Genomic DNA, 15,337 nt, shown 5'->3' with positions numbered 1-15,337 from the left:
AGAATTTCGGTGCGCCGGGCAAAGGGGCGCCCGACCATTGGACTAAGATAGCGATTGAGCGCGCATGTTCAATGCGAGAGTAGGTAGGCCGTGAATGAACAGTTTACCGCAGCGCTCCAATCCTTGCCATGCCCGGCCATCGGTGCGGCGATCAGCCCGCCCCCGCGCCAGACCGCGGGCGAGGCGATCAGGCTCGTGCGCGGCAGTCCCGCCGCGCGCCAGTCCGGACAGGCGGCAAGCCCCGCCTCGCCCAGCGCGCGGATCTCAAGCCCCTCCTGCCCCTCGGCGCCCTCAGGTCCGGAAAGCCGCCAGCGCCCGTCCCAGAGGCTGCCGGGCGCGCAGCTTAGCCCTGCTACGGCGGCGGCCTCGCGCCCGATCCGGATCCGCCCCCCGGCGCGTTGCAGAAGACAGCCGTGAAGCGTAGCGCGGGGGCCGCGCGTCAACGCCGCCAGCGTGGCCTCGAGCGCCCGGGCGCGCGGCGGATAGGCCGCACCCGAAACCCAGCCGAGCCCCGCCAGCATCAGCCGGCGCGCGATCTCTGCGGGCAGAGCGGCCAGCCCCCCGGCCTCGATCAGCAGATCGCCCGCCTCTTCGCGCACCAGCCGCGCCGCCGCCTCGACGGTCGCGGCCTCGAGGGCGGCCCGGGCCGAAGCAAGCCGGGTCGCGGTCGCGGCAAGCCCCGCCGCGCCGATCCCGAGCGGGCGCAACAGATCGAGCGCCTGCCGGACCCGCACCCGCTCGAAGCGCCGGTCGTCATTGGAGGGGTCGTCGATCCAGTCCTGCCCGCAGGCCTCGAGATAGAGCCGCAGATCGGCCCGCGAGATGTCGAGAAAGGGCCGCAGCCAGGTCACGCCCCCGGCCCGCCGCTCGGGCGCCATCCCCGCCAGGCCGTCGACACCGGCCCCGCGCGCCAGCCGCATCAGCACGGTTTCGGCCTGATCGTCGCGGGTATGGGCCAGCGCCACGCGGCCGATGCCCCGTTCCTTGGCCCAACCGGCGATCAGCCGCAGCCGTGCCTGCCGCGCCGCATCCTGCAGATTGCCGCGCCCGTCCCAGCCCTGCCAGACAAGCGTCTCATGGGGAATGCCGCGCCTCGCGCAGATCGCGGCCACGCGGCGGGCCTCGGCGGCGGCTTCGGGCCGGAGCCCGTGATCGACGGTCACCGCCGAAACCTTCGGACCCGAGGCCTCGGCCCGCGCCGCCGCGACCAGCAGCAGCGCCAGGGAATCCCCGCCGCCCGAAACCGCCACCGCCAGCGGCGCCTCGCCCGGACAGGCCCTCTCGAGCGCTGCGGCCAGCGGCGCGGCGCGGGCGGTCAGTTGCACCCGGCGGCCCCCATCGCACTCGCGGCCTGCTGCGCCTCGGCCGAGCCCGAGAAGCGGTTGCGCACCTCGCCGAGCGTGACGCAGGCCTCGCGGCTCTGCCCCAGATCCTTCAGCGCAAGTCCGAGCTTGAGCAGCGCAACCGGGGCACGCGGCCCCGACGGACTGCCCGAGAAGCTTTCGAGATAGGCGCGCGCGGCCTGCGAGGTCTCGCCCGCCGCCGACAACGCCTCGCCGCGCAGGAACTGGGCCTCGCCCGAAAGCGGACTGCCCGGATAGGTCTCGCCGAACCGGGCCAGGATCTCGGCCGCCTTCTCGTTCTCTCCGGAGGCGAGCGCGGCCTTGCCGGCGTCGAAATCGGCACGCTCGCCGACCGCAAGCTCCATGCCGTCCGTGCTGCCGGTGCTGTCGGGCGCGGGCGTGATCGCCGGGGCGGGCATGTCCGGTCCGGCGCCACCGCCCAGCGTCGAGGTCTGGCCAAGCTTCGAGACGTCGCCGCCCTCCAGTTCGACCAGCCGGAATTCGAGATCGCCGATCCGGCGGGTGCCGTCATCGACCACCTGCCGGATCCGGTGTTCAAGCTCCTCGGTCTTCGAGGTCAGCCGCTGCAGCTGTTCCTCGATCGCATCGAGCCGCTGCAGCGCAGATCCGCCCGCGGCCGCGCCCATGGCACCGCCGGTGGTCGAGAGCTCGCGCTTGAGCCCCTGCACCGTGACATTCAGCACCGTCAGTTCCTGGCGGATATCCGCCAGGGTCTCGTCGCGCGACTGGGCGGAGACGGGCCCGCCCGCCGCCAGCCCCAGAGCCACCGTCAGGGCAAACGCCGCAATCCGCCTCATCATCCTGTCCTCCTCAGGCCCCCGCGCCGGCAGCGAGCACGCTCACCGCCCGCCGGTTCTTGGCATAGCACGATTCCGCCGAGCAGATCGCAAGCGGACGCTCCTTGCCATAGGTCACGGTCTGCAGCCGGTTCGGCGAGACCCCGCGCGACACCAGATATTCCTTGACCGCATTGGCGCGGCGGGCGCCGAGGGCAAGGTTGTATTCGCGGGTGCCCTGTTCGTCGGCATGGCCTTCGATGGTGGCGGAATAGGCGGTGTTCTGGTTCAGCCAGTCGGCCTGGGCATCAAGCGTGACGGTCGCGTCGGGCGAAAGCGAGCTCTGGTCGACGGCGAACAGCACGCGGTCGCCGATGGTCTGGTTGAAATAGGCGACCGAGGTCGGATCGCTGGGCGAGCCGTTGACGCCATAGGCGCCGGCGGCACCGCCATTGGCCGACCCGAACCGGTCGGCATTGGAACAGGCCGAGACGGCAAGCGCCGTCACCAGCAGAAGAGAGGTAGCGATGCGGTTCATTCGAGAAGTCCTCTTTGTCGGGTCATGGCCGGCGGGGGCATCCTACCAGCGGGATCGGATCAGGCAAACGCGCCAAGGCGGGCCGGGCGCGTCTGTCGGGCTCAGGGCTGAAGCGGAGACCAGGACGGGTCGGAGCCCTGCCCCCGATAGGGGACCTTGCGCAGGTTCCGCCCGGTGATGTCGACGGTATAGAGCCCCGGCGCCCCGGCCGCGCCAGCGGTTTCGCGGGTGAACATGATCACCCGGCCATTCGGCGCCCAGGTCGGGCCCTCGTCGAGGAAGGAGGCGGTCAGCAGGCGTTCCTCGGAGCCGTCGGTCCGCATCACGCCGATATGGAACCGGCCCTTGTTCTGCTTGGTGAAGGCGATGTAATCGCCGCGCGGGGACCAGACCGGGGTGCCGTAGCGCCCCTGCCCGAACGAGATCCGGCGCGGCTCGCCCCCGGTCGCGGGCATCACGTAAAGCTGCTGCTTGCCCGAGCGGTCGGATTCGAAGACGATCTGGCTGCCATCGGGCGAGAAGCTCGGCGCGGTCTCGATCGAGGGCGCATCCGAAAGCCGGGTGCGGCGGCCCGATTGCAGGTCAAGCTCGTACAGATCGGTATTGCCGCCCTGCGACAGCGAGAACAGCACCCGCCGACCGTCGGGGGCAAAGCGCGGCGCGAAGGTCATGGTGCCGGGCTGGTCGTCGAGCACCCGGCGCTGACCGGTCGCCACATCCAGCAGATAGATCCGGGGAAAGCCGCTTTCGTAGCTGGTGTAGAGCACCCGGTCGCCGGTCGGCGAAAAGCGCGGCGCGATCACGATCGAATTGGCATCGGTCAGCGGCTGCATGTTGGCGCCGTCGTAATCCATGATCGCCAGCTGCTTGGCGCGCTCGTTCTTGGGGCCGCGCTCGGCCACGAAGACCACGCGGCTGTCGAAATAGCCGCCCTCGCCGGTGATCCGCGAATAGACCTGATCGGCCACCTTGTGGGCCACCCGGCGCCAGCTTGCCGCTGCGCCGCCGAATTGCAGCCCGTCACCCAGCGGCGCCTGCGAGAAGACGTCGTAAAGCCGGAACTTGACGCTGAGCCGCCCCGAGCCGTCGACGCTGACCGCGCCGGTGATCAGCGCCTGGGCATTGATCGCCTTCCAGTCGGAATATTGCACCGGGCTTGCAAAGCTCGTGACCGTCGACAGGAAGGCCTCGCGCGGGATCTCGCGGAACAGCCCGCTGCCTTCGAGATCGGCGGCGATCACCCGGGTGATGTTCCGCGCATATTCGGCCGCGGCCGCATTCTCGGCCACGAATTCGGGCACGGCGAAGGGCAAGGGCTCGATCACCCCCTCGTCGATCACGATCCTCAGGGGACCGTTCTGAGCCTGCGCCGGCAGCGCGGCATGTCCAAGGGCCAGCGCAAGGATCGCGGTCAGAAGGCGCAGCATCATCGAATCCTCATCTTTCCTGGGTCGAAGGTCATCTCGATCTGGCGCCACTGGTCGTATTTCTCGACCGGCAGCGGGAAACCCGACGAGCCGCACATCACAATGGCGCGGCGCGCCGATTCGTAGGTCTGGCGTGCGGCGGTTTCCGATCCGCCGGACCAGGACACCATCCGGATCGAGCCGATATCGGGCTTTCCGGTCTCTTCCATGTCGACGCCGACAACGACCGAGGTCTGCAACGCGTCGGTCGAGAGCGAGCCGACATTCCAGCAGCGCGAGACCGCGACCCGAAGCGCGTCGCGCTCGCCGCCGGTCAGCGGCGGGCCGCTGGCCGCGCGCCCGGTCCCGCCGGTGCCCTCCGGCGCCGCGGCCGGCTCCGACATCGCATCGGCCACGGCATCGGCGACGGCATCGGCCAGATCGTCCTCTTCCGAGGCGGGCTCTGCGGGCTCTTCCGGCGCCTCGGGCGCGGCGGCGGTATCTTCAGGCGGCAGCGCGGCGGGGCGGCTCCGGGGCCGTGGCGAGGCGGCCATGGCAAGCCCGGTCTCGGGCTGTTCCTCGGCCTCGGTCACGGTCTGGGTCGCGGCCTCTTCGGGCGCGGCCTCGTCGGCCTCGGGCTGCGGGCTTTCGGCGGCCGGATCGGGGCGGGTCGCCTGCGAGGGCTGCTCGGCCAGGACCGCATCCTCGGGCGGCGGCGCCGAGGGTTCGGGCGCGATCCGGGTCGAGGGACGCGGCGGCGCGGTATCGGTCACAGGCGCTTCGGGCGCGTCGGGGATTTCGGGGGCCTCGGGCGCGGTCACGGTCTCGGCGACATCGGCCTCGGCCGGGGGCTCGAGCGCCTCGGGCGCCGGATCGGGTTCGGCCGCTTCCTGCGGCACGGGCGGGGCGGGACGCTGGGGACGGGCCTCGGGGGCGGGCGCGGGACGGGGCGAGCTGGGCAGCGACGGGGCCTCGGGCGGGGCGATCTCCTGCGACGGCTTCGGCGCCGCGGCCGGAGCCGTCAGCGCCGCGAACTCGTCGCCGGACAGGATCGTCACGTCGCTTACCTCCATCGGTTTCGGCGGCGGGGCCTCGAACAGCCCTGCCAGCATCACCCAGGCGATCAGCCCCAGATGCGCGCCCCCCGAGATATAGGTCCCGGTGTTCATTTGGCCGCCCTACTCGTCCCGGCCGTCAAGGCTCGGCCCGCCGGTATCGGTCACCAGACCGATATTTCGGAAGCCCGCGGCATTGAGCGCGCCCATCACCTGCACCACACGTTCATAGGGAATGGCGCCATCGGCGCGCAGATAGACCTTGTCATCCTCGCGTTCGGCCGCCACCGCCTTCAGTTTCGGGATCAACGCCTCGTCGGCCAGTTCGGTTTCCTGCAAGGCGATCTTGCCGTCGGCGGTCAAGGTCACGGTGAGGGGCGCCTCCTGCTCGGCCGGCAGCGCGCTGGCGGCGGTCTTCGGCAGCTCGACCGGCACCCCCGCGGTCAGGAGCGGCGCCGCCACCATGAAGATGATCAGAAGCACCAGCATCACGTCGACCATGGGCGTGACGTTGATCTCGGACATCGCCGCGGGGTGGCGGCGATGTCCGCGCACCCGCCGTCCGCCCGAACTTTTGCGAGGGGTCAGGCTGGAACCCATGGCTCAGGCGTCCAGCTGGCGCGACAGGATGGTCGAGAATTCGTCGGCGAAGGATTCGTAGCCCCCGCCCAGCCGGTCGCTGTCGGCAGAGAGCTTGTTGTAGAAGATCACCGCCGGGATCGCGGCCAGCAGCCCCAACGCGGTCGCCACCAGCGCCTCGGCGATGCCGGGCGCCACCACGGCGAGGTTGGTGTTCTGCTGCAGCGCGATCTGCTCGAAGGCGTGCTTGATCCCCCAGACCGTGCCGAACAGCCCGACGAAGGGCGCGGTCGAGCCCACCGTCGCGAGGAAGGACAGGCCGGCATTCAGGCTGTCGGTCTCCTTGGCGATGGCCACATCCATCGAGCGGTCGATCCGGGCGGCGGCGCCCGCGATCAGCTTGCCGTCCTGACGGTGGCTGCGACGCCATTCCATCATGCCCGCCGCGAAGATCCGTTCGGGCGCGGCCTGCGGCTCGGGACCGATCTTGTCGAACAGCTCGTCCAGCGGCTCGCCCGACCAGAATTCCTCGTCGAAGCGCGCCGCCTCGGCGCGGGCCTTCCGGTAGGTGATGATCTTCTGGACGATGATCGACCACGACCAGAACGAGGCCACGATCAGCAACAGCATCACCAGCTTGACCGTGATCGTCGCGCGCAAGAAAAGGGCGAGCAAGGAGAAGTCAATCTCCTGCGCCATCGCAAGGGTATCGGTTTCCATTCTGCCTGCTCGTTGGATAGGGCCGGTTCTTCCGGCCTGCGTTACACCGGACGCTAGCGCGTTTTAAGGGGGATTGCCAACACAACCGCGTCAGCGCGAGCCCTCGCCTACCCGGTTTCGAGGCTTCGGCGAAACTCTGCCGGAAGCCGGACCGGCCGCCCCCCGGCCCCCAGAGCGGCCAGCGTGACCCGGGCCTCGAACAGCCGGGTCTCGCCGCGCAGGACCGCCTGATCCAGCACCAGCCGCGCCGGCGTGAACCGCTGCAGATCGGTTTCGACCGTCAGGAGATCGTCGAATTTCGCCGGGCTGAGATAATCGGCCTCGACGCGGCGCACAGCGAAGACGATGCCGCTTTCGGCCTTCAGCCGGACCTGGTCGAGCCCCAGCCCGCGCACCCATTCCGAGCGCGCGCGTTCTATGAATTTCAGGTAATTGGCATAATAGACGATGCCGGCAAGGTCGGTGTCCTCGTAATAGACGCGGACGGTCAGGCGATGGGTCATGGCTCCTGCCCGAGTATCTGTATCTGTCCCAGGGTGTGGCCGACCCGGGCGGCGAGGCGCAGCGCATGGCTGGAATCGTGGGCGACCGTCGGCATCGCCGGGTCATAGCCCGCCTGGATCACCGCCGCAATCTCGGGCCGCAGGACCAGCATGCCGTCGGGCGCGCGGGCCAGCGGGCTGCGCTCGGCGAAGGCTGTGTCGGACCAAAGCAGGATCGTCTGGACGATCTGGTTGAGCGCGATCGACTCGGCCGGCATCTGCGACAGGTCGGAATCCATCCGGATGAAGACGAAGGCCGCCTTGATCGCGCCCTGCTCGTCGAAGCGGAAGAAGCGGTACTGGTTCGCCCCCGCCGCCCGCAGCCGGGCGACCCGGCGCGCCAGATCGGGCACCAGCCGGTCGAGATGCGGCACCCGCACCAGCTCGGTCCAGTCCTCGAAGAAGAAGACGATGAGATTGGAGCCCAGATCGGGGTCGGTCTCGGCCATCTCGTGCCCGGCCAGCCCCACCACCGCCTCGCAGGCACCCTTGAAGATCGAGAGCGTGGCGTCGTCGACCCCGAACACGACCGGCGCGATGGGACGGCCCCAGCGGGCGAACAGATAGTCGCCCTCCGACCGGGTAAACAGCGCGGTCACCTCCTCGGGGGTCATCTCGGTCTCCTTTCGGCTTCGGTCGCGGCCGCCTCCTGCAGGGACGCGGGCAAGGGCGGCGGCAGGGCCCTCGTCAAGCGCCTTCGTCGAACAGGTCGGTCTGCGCGGTCTGCCCCGGCACGCGCGGCGGTGCAAGCCCCAGATGGCTCCAGGCCTTCTGCGCCAGCATCCGTCCCCGCGGCGTGCGCTGGATAAGCCCCTGTTGCAGAAGATAGGGCTCGATCACCTCTTCCAAGGCATCCCGAGATTCAGACAACGCGGCCGAGAGCGTTTCGATCCCGACCGGACCGCCGGCATAGTTGTCGGCGATGAGCTGCAGGTAGCGCCGGTCGGCGCCGTCGAGCCCGACCGCATCGACCTCCATCCGCGTCAGCGCATGATCGGCCACCTTGCGCGTGATCCGCCCGTCGCCCTCGACCAGCGCAAAATCGACCACCCGGCGCAGGAGCCGCCCGGCGATCCGGGGCGTGCCGCGGGCGCGCCGCGCGATCTCGCGGATGCCCTCGGGATCGGCGGGAATGCCCATCAGCCGCGACCCGCGCGCCACGATCTCTTCGAGCTCGGGCACGGTGTAGAATTGCAGCCGGACCGGAATGCCGAAGCGGTCGCGCAGCGGCGTCGTCAGCAGGCCCAGCCGGGTCGTCGCGCCGACCAGCGTGAAGGGCTGCAGCTCGATCCGGACGGTGCGCGCGGCCGGGCCCTCGCCGATCACGAGGTCGAGCTCGAAATCCTCCATCGCGGGGTAGAGCACCTCCTCGACGACCGGCGACAGCCGGTGGATCTCGTCGATGAACAGCACGTCGCGCTTTTCCAGATTGGTCAGGATCGCCGCGAGATCGCCCGCCTTGGCCAGCACCGGCCCCGAGGTCATGCGGAAATTGACGCCCAGCTCGCGCGCGACGATCTGCGCCAGCGTGGTCTTGCCCAGGCCCGGCGGGCCATGGAACAGCGCATGGTCCATCGCCTCGCCGCGCTGGCGGGCGCTTTGCAAAAAGACCCGCAGATTGGCCCGCGCCTCGGCCTGGCCGATGAAGGCATCCAGCGTCTCGGGGCGCAGCGCGCGGTCGGAATCCTCGGGGCGCGCCTCGGGGCGCAGCAGGGGATCGGGTCCGGTCATTCAGTCAGCCTTCAGTCCGCCCTGGGGGCCAGAAGTTTCAGCGCCGCGCGGATCAGCGCCGTGGTGTCGGCCTCCGGCGTCTCGCCGGCAGCGCGGGCCACCGCCTGGGCGGCTTCCGACGGAGCATAGCCGAGATTTCCAAGCGCCGACAGGGCATCGGCCTGGGCCGAGACCGAGGACGAAACCGGGGCAGCGGCCGGGGCCTTCGTCCGGGTCTTGTTCCCGGCCTTGGGGGCGGGATCGGCGGGCGCGATCACCTCGCCCGCGGCCGGGTCGGGGGAAAGGTGGCCGCCAAGCGCCATCACCGCAGGCGCCTTCTCCTTCAACTCGTTGACCACGCGCTGCGCGATCTTGGGGCCGACGCCGGGCGCGGCCTTGATCGCGCCCCAGTCGCCCAGCGCGATAGCCCGGCCGACGCCCTCGGCGCCGAGCGTGCCCAGAATGGCCATAGACGCCTTCGCGCCGATCCCCTGCACCCCCATCAGAAGCCGGTGCCATTCGCGGTCATGCAGCGTCGGAAAGCCGTAAAGCTGCAACAGATCCTCGCGGACCAGAAGATCGGTATAAAGCGCGACCGCCTCGCCGAGGCCGGGCAGGCCCATCAGCGTCCGGTCAGAGACGTGAACCACATAGCCCACGCCGCCGACATCGATCATCACCTGATCGGCGCCCTTGTGGATCAGCCGCCCTGCCAGCCGCCCGATCATGCGCCTGCCCTCGCCAGCGCCGCCGCCAGCCGCGCGCCCCCCGCTAGATGATGGGCATGGCACAGCGCGATCGCCAGCGCGTCGGCGGCATCGGGCCCGGCGATCTCGATGCCGGGGAATTGCAGCCGCACCATGTGGTCGATCTGGCGCTTGTCGGCATGGCCGACGCCGACAATGGCCTTCTTGACCGCGTTGGGCGCGTATTCGCCGACCTCGAGCCCGGCCTGCGCCGGCACCAGCAGCGCGATGCCGCGTGCCTGCCCCAGCTTCAGCGTGCCCGCCGCATCGCGGTTGACGAAAGTCTGTTCGACCGCCGCCGCCTCGGGGACGTGGCGGGCGACGATCTCGGTCAGCTGGATGTGCAGCGACAGCAGCCGCTCGGCCAGGGTCTCGCCCGAGGAGTGACAGACGCCATTGGCGATGTGACCGAGTCGGCTGCCCCGTTGCTCGATCATCCCCCAACCGGTGTTCCGGAGCCCCGGATCGATGCCCAAGACACGCATGCTCGCCCCAATTCCTGTGTCTTTTCGGACGCAGTAGCACGAAAAGCGAACATCGGCCAGATGCAATGCGGCCGGCCGGTTTCCGGGTCGCCCCGAAAGGCGCCCCCGCCCGAGGCCTGGAAACGTCCTGTCGAGGTCGAAAAACGACCAGACGCGGAAGCAGTTTTTCCCTTTTTCGACAAAGAGCTAACGGAGCCTTTCCGGCATGCGCGGGATGCATGTGTCGCATGCGGAAATGTCGGGTTGCCTACCTCATTCCGGACGCATAGCTGCGGTTTCATGTAGTCGACGAACGACTCGCAGCGACGGAAGGACCCAAGAGATGGCCATGTTCGAAGTTTCGCATCCGCAACGGGCCGGCCTGCTGGCCGATGCGCCCCGGTTCGGCCTTGTCACCGCCTTTTTCGCCCGTCTCCGGAACCGGGACGAGGTCCGTCGCACGCGCGATGCGCTGTCGCTTCTGACCGATCGCGAGCTTGACGATATCGGCCTGTGCCGCGGCGATATCGACCGTCTTCTGCACTGACTTCTGCACCGAGCCTCCCTGCCCGACCGGACAGGGCCAGGAAGACCGACCCCATATGCCCCGGGACGCACGATCTCTCGTGCGTCCCGGACTTGTTTCAGCCCTCCTGCGTCAGCCCGAATGCGGCGTGATGGTGCAGCTCGCCTTCCGGTTCCGCCGTATCGAAGGGCAAGGCCTGGACGAATTGGTGCGGACAGTCCCCGACCCGCAGCCCCGGATAGGACCTGAAGCCGAACCGGGCATAATACCCGGGGTCTCCGACCAGCGCCGCGCCTTTGCATGTGCTGCGCAACCGGCGGATCGCTTCGGCCATGAGCGCGCTGCCAACCCCCTCGCCATGTCTGGACGGGAGCACGGCAAGAGGGCCTATCAGCCCCCAGCCGCTCTCTGCTCCGATCCGCGACATCGAGACGGCAAGATAGCCGACGGCCTCGCCCCGGTCCTCGGCCACCAGCGACAGGATCAGCGCATCGTCGCGCCGCAACCGGTCGATGATATCCGCCTCTGCTCCGGTCGCCTGCGGCAAGAGTTGCATGGCTTCGGTCACGATCCTGCGGATCATGGTGGCGTCGCTGCCGACTTCGTTTCTGATCAGCATGTCATGCCCCCTGATTGTCGAGTTGCGCACGGACCGAAAGGCGGCCGCGCTTCGAGATGCGATATGCGCTGCCGCAGCGGGATTCGATCAGCCGTTTGCGCCGCAGCCGGTGAAAGACGGTCATGTCGAAACCGTCGAGGATCATCCCTTCGCGCGTCACGCAGGTGACCGACGTGATCTTGGAGCCATACTCCCGCTCGTGCAGGATCCGGCCGCCAAGAGCCAGAACGTGCAACGCACGCTGTTCGTGTCTTGAGATATTCATGGAAGTCTCGTGTCTTGGACGTGAAAAAGAGACCAAGCGCTGCTGCGCCGGTCGATCCGGGTTTCACGAGGCTCTCTGAAATTCAGAGAGCCGTATCACACAAGCTCTGACATCCAGTCTCCATAGGTCGAGAAACGACCTCGGCCGTCTCTCGGACGGTAATATGGGACATGCGGCCACGGATCGCAACGCGGTGAATTGACCGCTTCACAGCTGTCGGCTTCGTTTGCCCGTTGCAATCCGACCGGCTCCGAGGCGCGTTGGGTGCCTCCCCGTTCTTAGGGGAATGGGGAAGCAGAGTTTTCCCGGCGGGATGGCCGAGGAGCTTCCGATGAGGAAGACAGGTTTCCCAAAGCCCGGGTCATCGGCATCCTGCGGCAGCTGGAGGCCCGGGCCCGTTGCCGAACAGTCCCGCGAACATGGCATGAGCCGCGCCACGGCCGACAAGTCGTGCTGCAGCGAACGAGGCCTGATGGCGAGGTTTCGGTGCCACGCGGTCCATCGCCCGGGCCGAGGCCAGTTCCAACCGCGTCCCCCTTCCAAGAGTGGCCCGAGCGCAAAAAGAACGCAGGCCCCCGAAGGCAGCTTCCACTCGATATCGAATATCCAGACCCTGCGATATGAAAGAAGGGAAACCGCGCAAACCTACCCACGGCGTTCAGTCCGCTGCTCTTCGGCATCGCGAAACCGCGGAACGAATGACCTCTGGCATCTCTTGTTGCCTTCGCCGGGATTTTTTCGTACGTGGCGGGCAAGGTGCCGGGCACCTGCCGCCTGCGGACGCAAGTCACGGTGAAGCCCGGAAACGAAGACGACATCTCACCCTCGAAGCATTTCGCAGGTGGGCAATGCAGGCTCCCTCTCGATCCGAAATGCCTCTCCGGAGGAGTGAGCGATGTCCGTCGGACCCGCCCCGAATAGAATTGAGAACCCATTTCTGACCCGCCCCATCGGGCGGTTGTTCCTGTCGAATGCCCTGCCCATGGCGGTGGTCATGTCGATGGGGGGCCTGCTGAACGTTGCCGACGGGATCTTCGTCGGGCGCTTCGTCGGCCCCCAGGCCCTGGCCGCGGTCAGCCTGGCCTTTCCTGTCGTGATACTGCTGACGGCCCTGACCACTCTGGCGGGCGGCGGCATGTCGAGCCTGATCGCGCGGCATCTCGGAGCCGGGTCCCGCCCGGAGGCAGGCGCGGTCTTCGCCGGAGCGCACGGGCTGGCCCTCGCCATCAGCGCGGTGCTGATCGCCGGGGCGCTTGTGGTCGGGCCGGCGACGGTCCTTGCGCTCGCCGCCGGAAATGCGGCGGTGGCCGAGGCCGCGCAGAGCTATCTGCTGATCCTGATCCTGGGTGCCCCCATCCAGTTCGGTCTGGGCCTGCACGCCGATGCCCTGCGCAACGAGGGCCGGGCCGGGCAGATCGCCATGCTCTCGGTGCTTGTGAACCTGCTGAACATCGGGGCGAATTATGTCGCGATCGTGCTGCTCGGACTTGGCACCGCCGGCTCTGCGCTCGGAACCGTCGCGGCGCAGAGCCTCGGTCTGGCACTGTTGCTGCTGCTGCGGACGCGCGATCGCGATCTTCTGCCCCTTGGCAGCCTTTGGCGCAGCAGCTGGCTGTCGGGATGGGGGCGGATCCTCTCGCTCGGCCTCCCGCTTTGCCTGAATTTCATCGGAATGGCCCTGGTGGCCGGCATGGTGCTCCTGCTGATCGGCACAGCCGCCGCGGATCATGCCACCTGTATCGCCGCCTACGGGGTAACGACGCGCCTTCTTGGGCTGGCCTTCCTGCCGCAGATGGCGATCGCGCTGGCCACCCAGAGCATCACCGGCAACAATGCCGGCGCGGGCCGAATGGATCGGGCCGGCAGCGCCCTGCGACTTGCCATGGGCAGCGCCTTCCTCTGGTGCCTCGGCGTGGCGCTGACCGGAGCCTTCGCGGGCGCTCCGCTGGGCGGGCTGTTCTCGGAGGACCCGGCCATCACCGAGGCGGTTGCCGCGATCCTGCGGCCAATGACGGCTCTCTACGCCATCACCGGGCCGGTTCTCGCCCTCGCCCTGCATGTCCAGGCGATGGGCTATCCGCTTCGGACGGCGGCGCTTACCCTGATCAAACCATGGCTGCTGACGCCGGCCCTGCTTATCGTCATGAATGCCCTTTGGGGGATCGAGGGCATGTGGTTCGCCTTTCCGGTCGCGGATGCGATCCTCCTTGTCCTGGCCCTGAGCATGGCTCTTCGAACCCGCCCGATCACCCCTGTCCCAGCCCCCTGCCTGTGAAGGAAACAGCATGACACAGCCATCCCTCGAAACCGTCAAGACCCAGGCCAGGGCGCTCCGGCAGGCTTTGCAAGCGCAAGGCACGGCGATCAGCCACGCCCAGTCCCTCGAGCTCATCGCCCGTCAACATGGGGCACGCGACTGGAACACGCTTCATGCCCGGCTCGGTCAGCGCAACGCCCCAGCGGAGCTCGCCCTGGGCTCCAAGGTGACGGGCCACTATCTGGGCCAGGCCTATAGCGGTGTCATTGTCGCCCTGTCGGGGCTCTCGGGAAATCGCCATGTCGAGATCGCGCTGGATCAGCCGATCGACACCGTCCGGTTCGACAGCTTTTCGAACTGGCGCCACCGCATTCGCGGCACGATCGGCGAAGATGGCCGCAGCTCTCGCAAAACATCGGACGGCTCACCGCATCTGACCGTGGACATTGCGCCAAGCTGAGCCCGCGCCATCAAACGCGACAATGGGCGGCCGCTGGTCGAGCGGGCGGGTATGACAGAATTTTTCCGGACGCAAATCGTCAACACCTATGGCGATCTGCGCTAAACGGCGAATATCGTGGGCTTGCGAAGATCACGGCCGATCTGAAAGGTGCTGGGAGCAAAACCGTGCATCCGCTGGATCATTTCAAGCGGATCGGCGCGGCTGCTTGTCGCGCCGATGTCCAGCCGGACGATGTCTGCCCCGAAGGTGGTGAAGATCACCCGCGGGGCGCCAGAGCCACTCCGTACGCGCGATCGGAGGATACGCGGGCGACGATCTGTTCTCGACCATAGACGGTGAGGCGGGCATTCTGATGGGGATTTTTCATACCCGCGGCCCCGAGTTGGAATTTGGCGATTATCGCCTAACCCCGCAGCGGGCGAACAACCTTCCGGGACTGAACACCTAGATTTTCAGTCCAGGCATCTGTTGGATCGGATCGACACTGAGACTGTCTGGCATCCTCGCAGCTCCACGGATGATTGGGCTTGGTCAGGCGGTGTTCGATACCGTTGGCGTTGTTGCAGAGAGGCGGCTTGGCGTTCTTGCGGGGCGGAATGACAGCGTGGGCGCCGCGGTCAGCAATGGCATCGTGGCATTTGCGGGTGTCGCAGGCACCGTCGGCGGTGAAGCTGCCGAACAGGGTGCTGAAGTCAGGCACCGTCCAGTCGAGGCCAACCAGCTGCAGCAGGCTCTCGACGAAGCCGCTCGTTGCGGGTGTAGCGCACGCGGGCCTCGAGGCTCCAGACATCGGTGAAGAGATGGTTGAATTCGAGGCCGAGATTGGTCTGCTCGTTGGTGTTCTCGAGCCCCACACCGTCAAGATAGCTATTCCGGGCAAGATCACCGTTGGGATTGTCCAAGAGCGTCCCCTGGATCGGCAGGCAGGTGCGCGGCGGCCCGATCTTGTCCTTCGAATAGGACCCGAGAAAGGTCAGGCTGGTATCGTCGCTGGCCCATCTTTCGGTGACATTTCGCAAGCGCTTCGGTATTTCTCCCAAAGAGATGCGCTGCTGAGGCATGGCGGCATCCGCTCTGACAACGTCCTGTGTCGGGAAGATCTGGCTGGCCAAGTGTCTGATCCCGGGTTTTGATGCTGCGATCCGTTCGCAGGAATGGCAGGAAGCCCGCACGCCTTGACCATGCCTCGTGCTGCACAGGACATGACCGGCAGCCTGGGTCTGGCCTGCGGTCAGGCGCGGTCGCGGTACGAACAGAGATGGGTCCGGTCTTTCGACCCGTTTGCGGCCGGGCCGGGCTAGGGCATC

The 15,337-nt window shown here is 68.0% G+C and carries 19 protein-coding genes and 1 pseudogene; 3 read left to right on the top strand and 17 right to left on the bottom strand.

Translation table 11 applies throughout. The features are described from left to right. Positions 1–68 precede the first annotated feature (68 nt). From tilS to ruvC, 12 genes are all read right to left on the bottom strand, one after another. Positions 69–1,298, bottom strand: a complete 1,230-nt coding sequence (gene tilS, locus A6W98_RS07575) for a tRNA lysidine(34) synthetase TilS (RefSeq protein WP_042464751.1) — start codon at positions 1,296–1,298, stop codon at positions 69–71. A gap of 17 nt (positions 1,299–1,315) precedes the next feature. Further along, positions 1,316–2,161, bottom strand: coding sequence for a tol-pal system protein YbgF (gene ybgF / locus A6W98_RS07570; RefSeq protein ID WP_155734886.1), 846 nt, complete (start codon positions 2,159–2,161; stop codon positions 1,316–1,318). A 13-nt stretch (positions 2,162–2,174) separates the two neighbouring features. Next, positions 2,175–2,678, bottom strand: coding sequence for a peptidoglycan-associated lipoprotein Pal (gene pal / locus A6W98_RS07565; RefSeq protein ID WP_042459822.1), 504 nt, complete (start codon positions 2,676–2,678; stop codon positions 2,175–2,177). Positions 2,679–2,779: 101 nt separating this feature from the next. After that, a complete protein-coding gene (tolB, locus tag A6W98_RS07560; protein ID WP_196760274.1) occupies positions 2,780–4,105 on the bottom strand; it encodes a Tol-Pal system beta propeller repeat protein TolB in 1,326 nt (441 codons plus the stop codon). Further along, a complete protein-coding gene (locus tag A6W98_RS07555) occupies positions 4,105–5,253 on the bottom strand; it encodes a hypothetical protein (protein WP_042459815.1) in 1,149 nt (382 codons plus the stop codon). Before A6W98_RS07555 ends, tolB begins: the two co-directional genes overlap by 1 nt. A 9-nt stretch (positions 5,254–5,262) precedes the next feature. Beyond that, complete coding sequence (gene tolR, locus A6W98_RS07550; RefSeq protein WP_042459812.1) at positions 5,263–5,739, bottom strand: protein TolR; 477 nt, start codon at positions 5,737–5,739, stop codon at positions 5,263–5,265. A gap of 3 nt (positions 5,740–5,742) precedes the next feature. Beyond that, complete coding sequence (gene tolQ, locus A6W98_RS07545; RefSeq protein WP_042459809.1) at positions 5,743–6,438, bottom strand: protein TolQ; 696 nt, start codon at positions 6,436–6,438, stop codon at positions 5,743–5,745. 107 nt (positions 6,439–6,545) lie between these two features. After that, complete coding sequence (ybgC, locus tag A6W98_RS07540) at positions 6,546–6,941, bottom strand: tol-pal system-associated acyl-CoA thioesterase (protein WP_042459806.1); 396 nt, start codon at positions 6,939–6,941, stop codon at positions 6,546–6,548. Continuing rightward, positions 6,938–7,594 (bottom strand): hypothetical protein, encoded by a 657-nt coding sequence (locus A6W98_RS07535; protein WP_042459803.1) that lies wholly within the window; start codon positions 7,592–7,594, stop codon positions 6,938–6,940. The genes ybgC and A6W98_RS07535 overlap by 4 nt, the downstream gene beginning before the upstream one ends. 73 nt (positions 7,595–7,667) lie before the next feature. After that, the gene (gene ruvB / locus A6W98_RS07530; RefSeq protein WP_042459800.1) at positions 7,668–8,711 is read right to left on the bottom strand and encodes a Holliday junction branch migration DNA helicase RuvB; all 1,044 of its coding nucleotides are present in this window, start codon (positions 8,709–8,711) and stop codon (positions 7,668–7,670) included. Between the two features lie 11 nt (positions 8,712–8,722). Further along, a complete protein-coding gene (ruvA, locus tag A6W98_RS07525; RefSeq protein WP_042459798.1) occupies positions 8,723–9,418 on the bottom strand; it encodes a Holliday junction branch migration protein RuvA in 696 nt (231 codons plus the stop codon). Beyond that, entirely contained in the window at positions 9,415–9,921 is a 507-nt protein-coding gene (ruvC, locus tag A6W98_RS07520; RefSeq protein WP_042459796.1) for a crossover junction endodeoxyribonuclease RuvC, read from the bottom strand. Before ruvC ends, ruvA begins: the two co-directional genes overlap by 4 nt. 322 nt (positions 9,922–10,243) lie before the next feature. Between ruvC and A6W98_RS07515 the strand changes: the two genes are divergently transcribed. Continuing rightward, on the top strand, positions 10,244–10,447 hold the full coding sequence (locus A6W98_RS07515; protein ID WP_178390528.1) for a DUF1127 domain-containing protein: 204 nt from the start codon (positions 10,244–10,246) through the stop codon (positions 10,445–10,447). Between the two features lie 97 nt (positions 10,448–10,544). Here A6W98_RS07515 and A6W98_RS07510 read toward each other — a convergent pair whose 3' ends face one another. Together A6W98_RS07510 and A6W98_RS07505 are read right to left on the bottom strand one after the other, a co-directional pair. Next, positions 10,545–11,045 (bottom strand): GNAT family N-acetyltransferase, encoded by a 501-nt coding sequence (locus tag A6W98_RS07510; protein WP_042459794.1) that lies wholly within the window; start codon positions 11,043–11,045, stop codon positions 10,545–10,547. Position 11,046: 1 nt separating this feature from the next. Then, a complete protein-coding gene (locus A6W98_RS07505; protein ID WP_042459792.1) occupies positions 11,047–11,310 on the bottom strand; it encodes a YjhX family toxin in 264 nt (87 codons plus the stop codon). An 895-nt stretch (positions 11,311–12,205) separates the two neighbouring features. Between A6W98_RS07505 and A6W98_RS07500 the strand changes: the two genes are divergently transcribed. Both A6W98_RS07500 and A6W98_RS07495 read left to right on the top strand, forming a co-directional pair. Beyond that, complete coding sequence (locus A6W98_RS07500) at positions 12,206–13,585, top strand: MATE family efflux transporter (protein ID WP_042459790.1); 1,380 nt, start codon at positions 12,206–12,208, stop codon at positions 13,583–13,585. 10 nt (positions 13,586–13,595) lie between these two features. Then, positions 13,596–14,027, top strand: a complete 432-nt coding sequence (locus A6W98_RS07495; protein ID WP_042459788.1) for a glyoxalase superfamily protein — start codon at positions 13,596–13,598, stop codon at positions 14,025–14,027. A 101-nt stretch (positions 14,028–14,128) separates the two neighbouring features. Here A6W98_RS07495 and A6W98_RS21005 read toward each other — a convergent pair whose 3' ends face one another. From A6W98_RS21005 to A6W98_RS21470, 3 genes and pseudogenes are all read right to left on the bottom strand, one after another. Beyond that, the gene (locus tag A6W98_RS21005) at positions 14,129–14,290 is read right to left on the bottom strand and encodes a hypothetical protein (protein ID WP_155734750.1); all 162 of its coding nucleotides are present in this window, start codon (positions 14,288–14,290) and stop codon (positions 14,129–14,131) included. A gap of 311 nt (positions 14,291–14,601) precedes the next feature. Next, a pseudogene (locus tag A6W98_RS21000) lies at positions 14,602–14,781 on the bottom strand (hypothetical protein); the annotation flags it as partial. Continuing rightward, positions 14,723–15,142 (bottom strand): hypothetical protein, encoded by a 420-nt coding sequence (locus A6W98_RS21470; protein ID WP_168161796.1) that lies wholly within the window; start codon positions 15,140–15,142, stop codon positions 14,723–14,725. The gene A6W98_RS21470 and the pseudogene A6W98_RS21000, both read right to left, overlap by 59 nt. Between the last annotated feature and the right edge of the window lie 195 nt (positions 15,143–15,337).

The sequence above is a fragment of the Rhodovulum sulfidophilum DSM 1374 genome (assembly GCF_001633165.1).
In the GTDB taxonomy this organism is placed as follows: Bacteria; Pseudomonadota; Alphaproteobacteria; order Rhodobacterales; family Rhodobacteraceae; genus Rhodovulum; species Rhodovulum sulfidophilum.
This window is presented reverse-complemented; position numbering and strand designations above follow the sequence as displayed.

Bases quoted from the DNA above. Each gene is read 5' to 3' on its own strand.
- A6W98_RS07555 (WP_042459815.1), bottom strand. From the start codon at position 5,253: ATGAACACCGGGACCTATATCTCGGGGGGCGCGCATCTGGGGCTGATC.
- tolR (WP_042459812.1), bottom strand. From the start codon at position 5,739: ATGGGTTCCAGCCTGACCCCTCGCAAAAGTTCGGGCGGACGGCGGGTG.
- ruvB (WP_042459800.1), bottom strand. From the start codon at position 8,711: ATGACCGGACCCGATCCCCTGCTGCGCCCCGAGGCGCGCCCCGAGGAT.
- A6W98_RS07500 (WP_042459790.1), top strand. From the start codon at position 12,206: ATGTCCGTCGGACCCGCCCCGAATAGAATTGAGAACCCATTTCTGACC.
- A6W98_RS07505 (WP_042459792.1), bottom strand. From the start codon at position 11,310: ATGAATATCTCAAGACACGAACAGCGTGCGTTGCACGTTCTGGCTCTT.
- ruvC (WP_042459796.1), bottom strand. From the start codon at position 9,921: ATGCGTGTCTTGGGCATCGATCCGGGGCTCCGGAACACCGGTTGGGGG.
- tolB (WP_196760274.1), bottom strand. From the start codon at position 4,105: ATGCTGCGCCTTCTGACCGCGATCCTTGCGCTGGCCCTTGGACATGCC.
- A6W98_RS07495 (WP_042459788.1), top strand. From the start codon at position 13,596: ATGACACAGCCATCCCTCGAAACCGTCAAGACCCAGGCCAGGGCGCTC.
- pal (WP_042459822.1), bottom strand. From the start codon at position 2,678: ATGAACCGCATCGCTACCTCTCTTCTGCTGGTGACGGCGCTTGCCGTC.
- ybgF (WP_155734886.1), bottom strand. From the start codon at position 2,161: ATGAGGCGGATTGCGGCGTTTGCCCTGACGGTGGCTCTGGGGCTGGCG.
- A6W98_RS07535 (WP_042459803.1), bottom strand. From the start codon at position 7,594: ATGACCCCCGAGGAGGTGACCGCGCTGTTTACCCGGTCGGAGGGCGAC.
- A6W98_RS07510 (WP_042459794.1), bottom strand. From the start codon at position 11,045: ATGCTGATCAGAAACGAAGTCGGCAGCGACGCCACCATGATCCGCAGG.
- tolQ (WP_042459809.1), bottom strand. From the start codon at position 6,438: ATGGAAACCGATACCCTTGCGATGGCGCAGGAGATTGACTTCTCCTTG.
- ruvA (WP_042459798.1), bottom strand. From the start codon at position 9,418: ATGATCGGGCGGCTGGCAGGGCGGCTGATCCACAAGGGCGCCGATCAG.
- A6W98_RS07515 (WP_178390528.1), top strand. From the start codon at position 10,244: ATGGCCATGTTCGAAGTTTCGCATCCGCAACGGGCCGGCCTGCTGGCC.
- ybgC (WP_042459806.1), bottom strand. From the start codon at position 6,941: ATGACCCATCGCCTGACCGTCCGCGTCTATTACGAGGACACCGACCTT.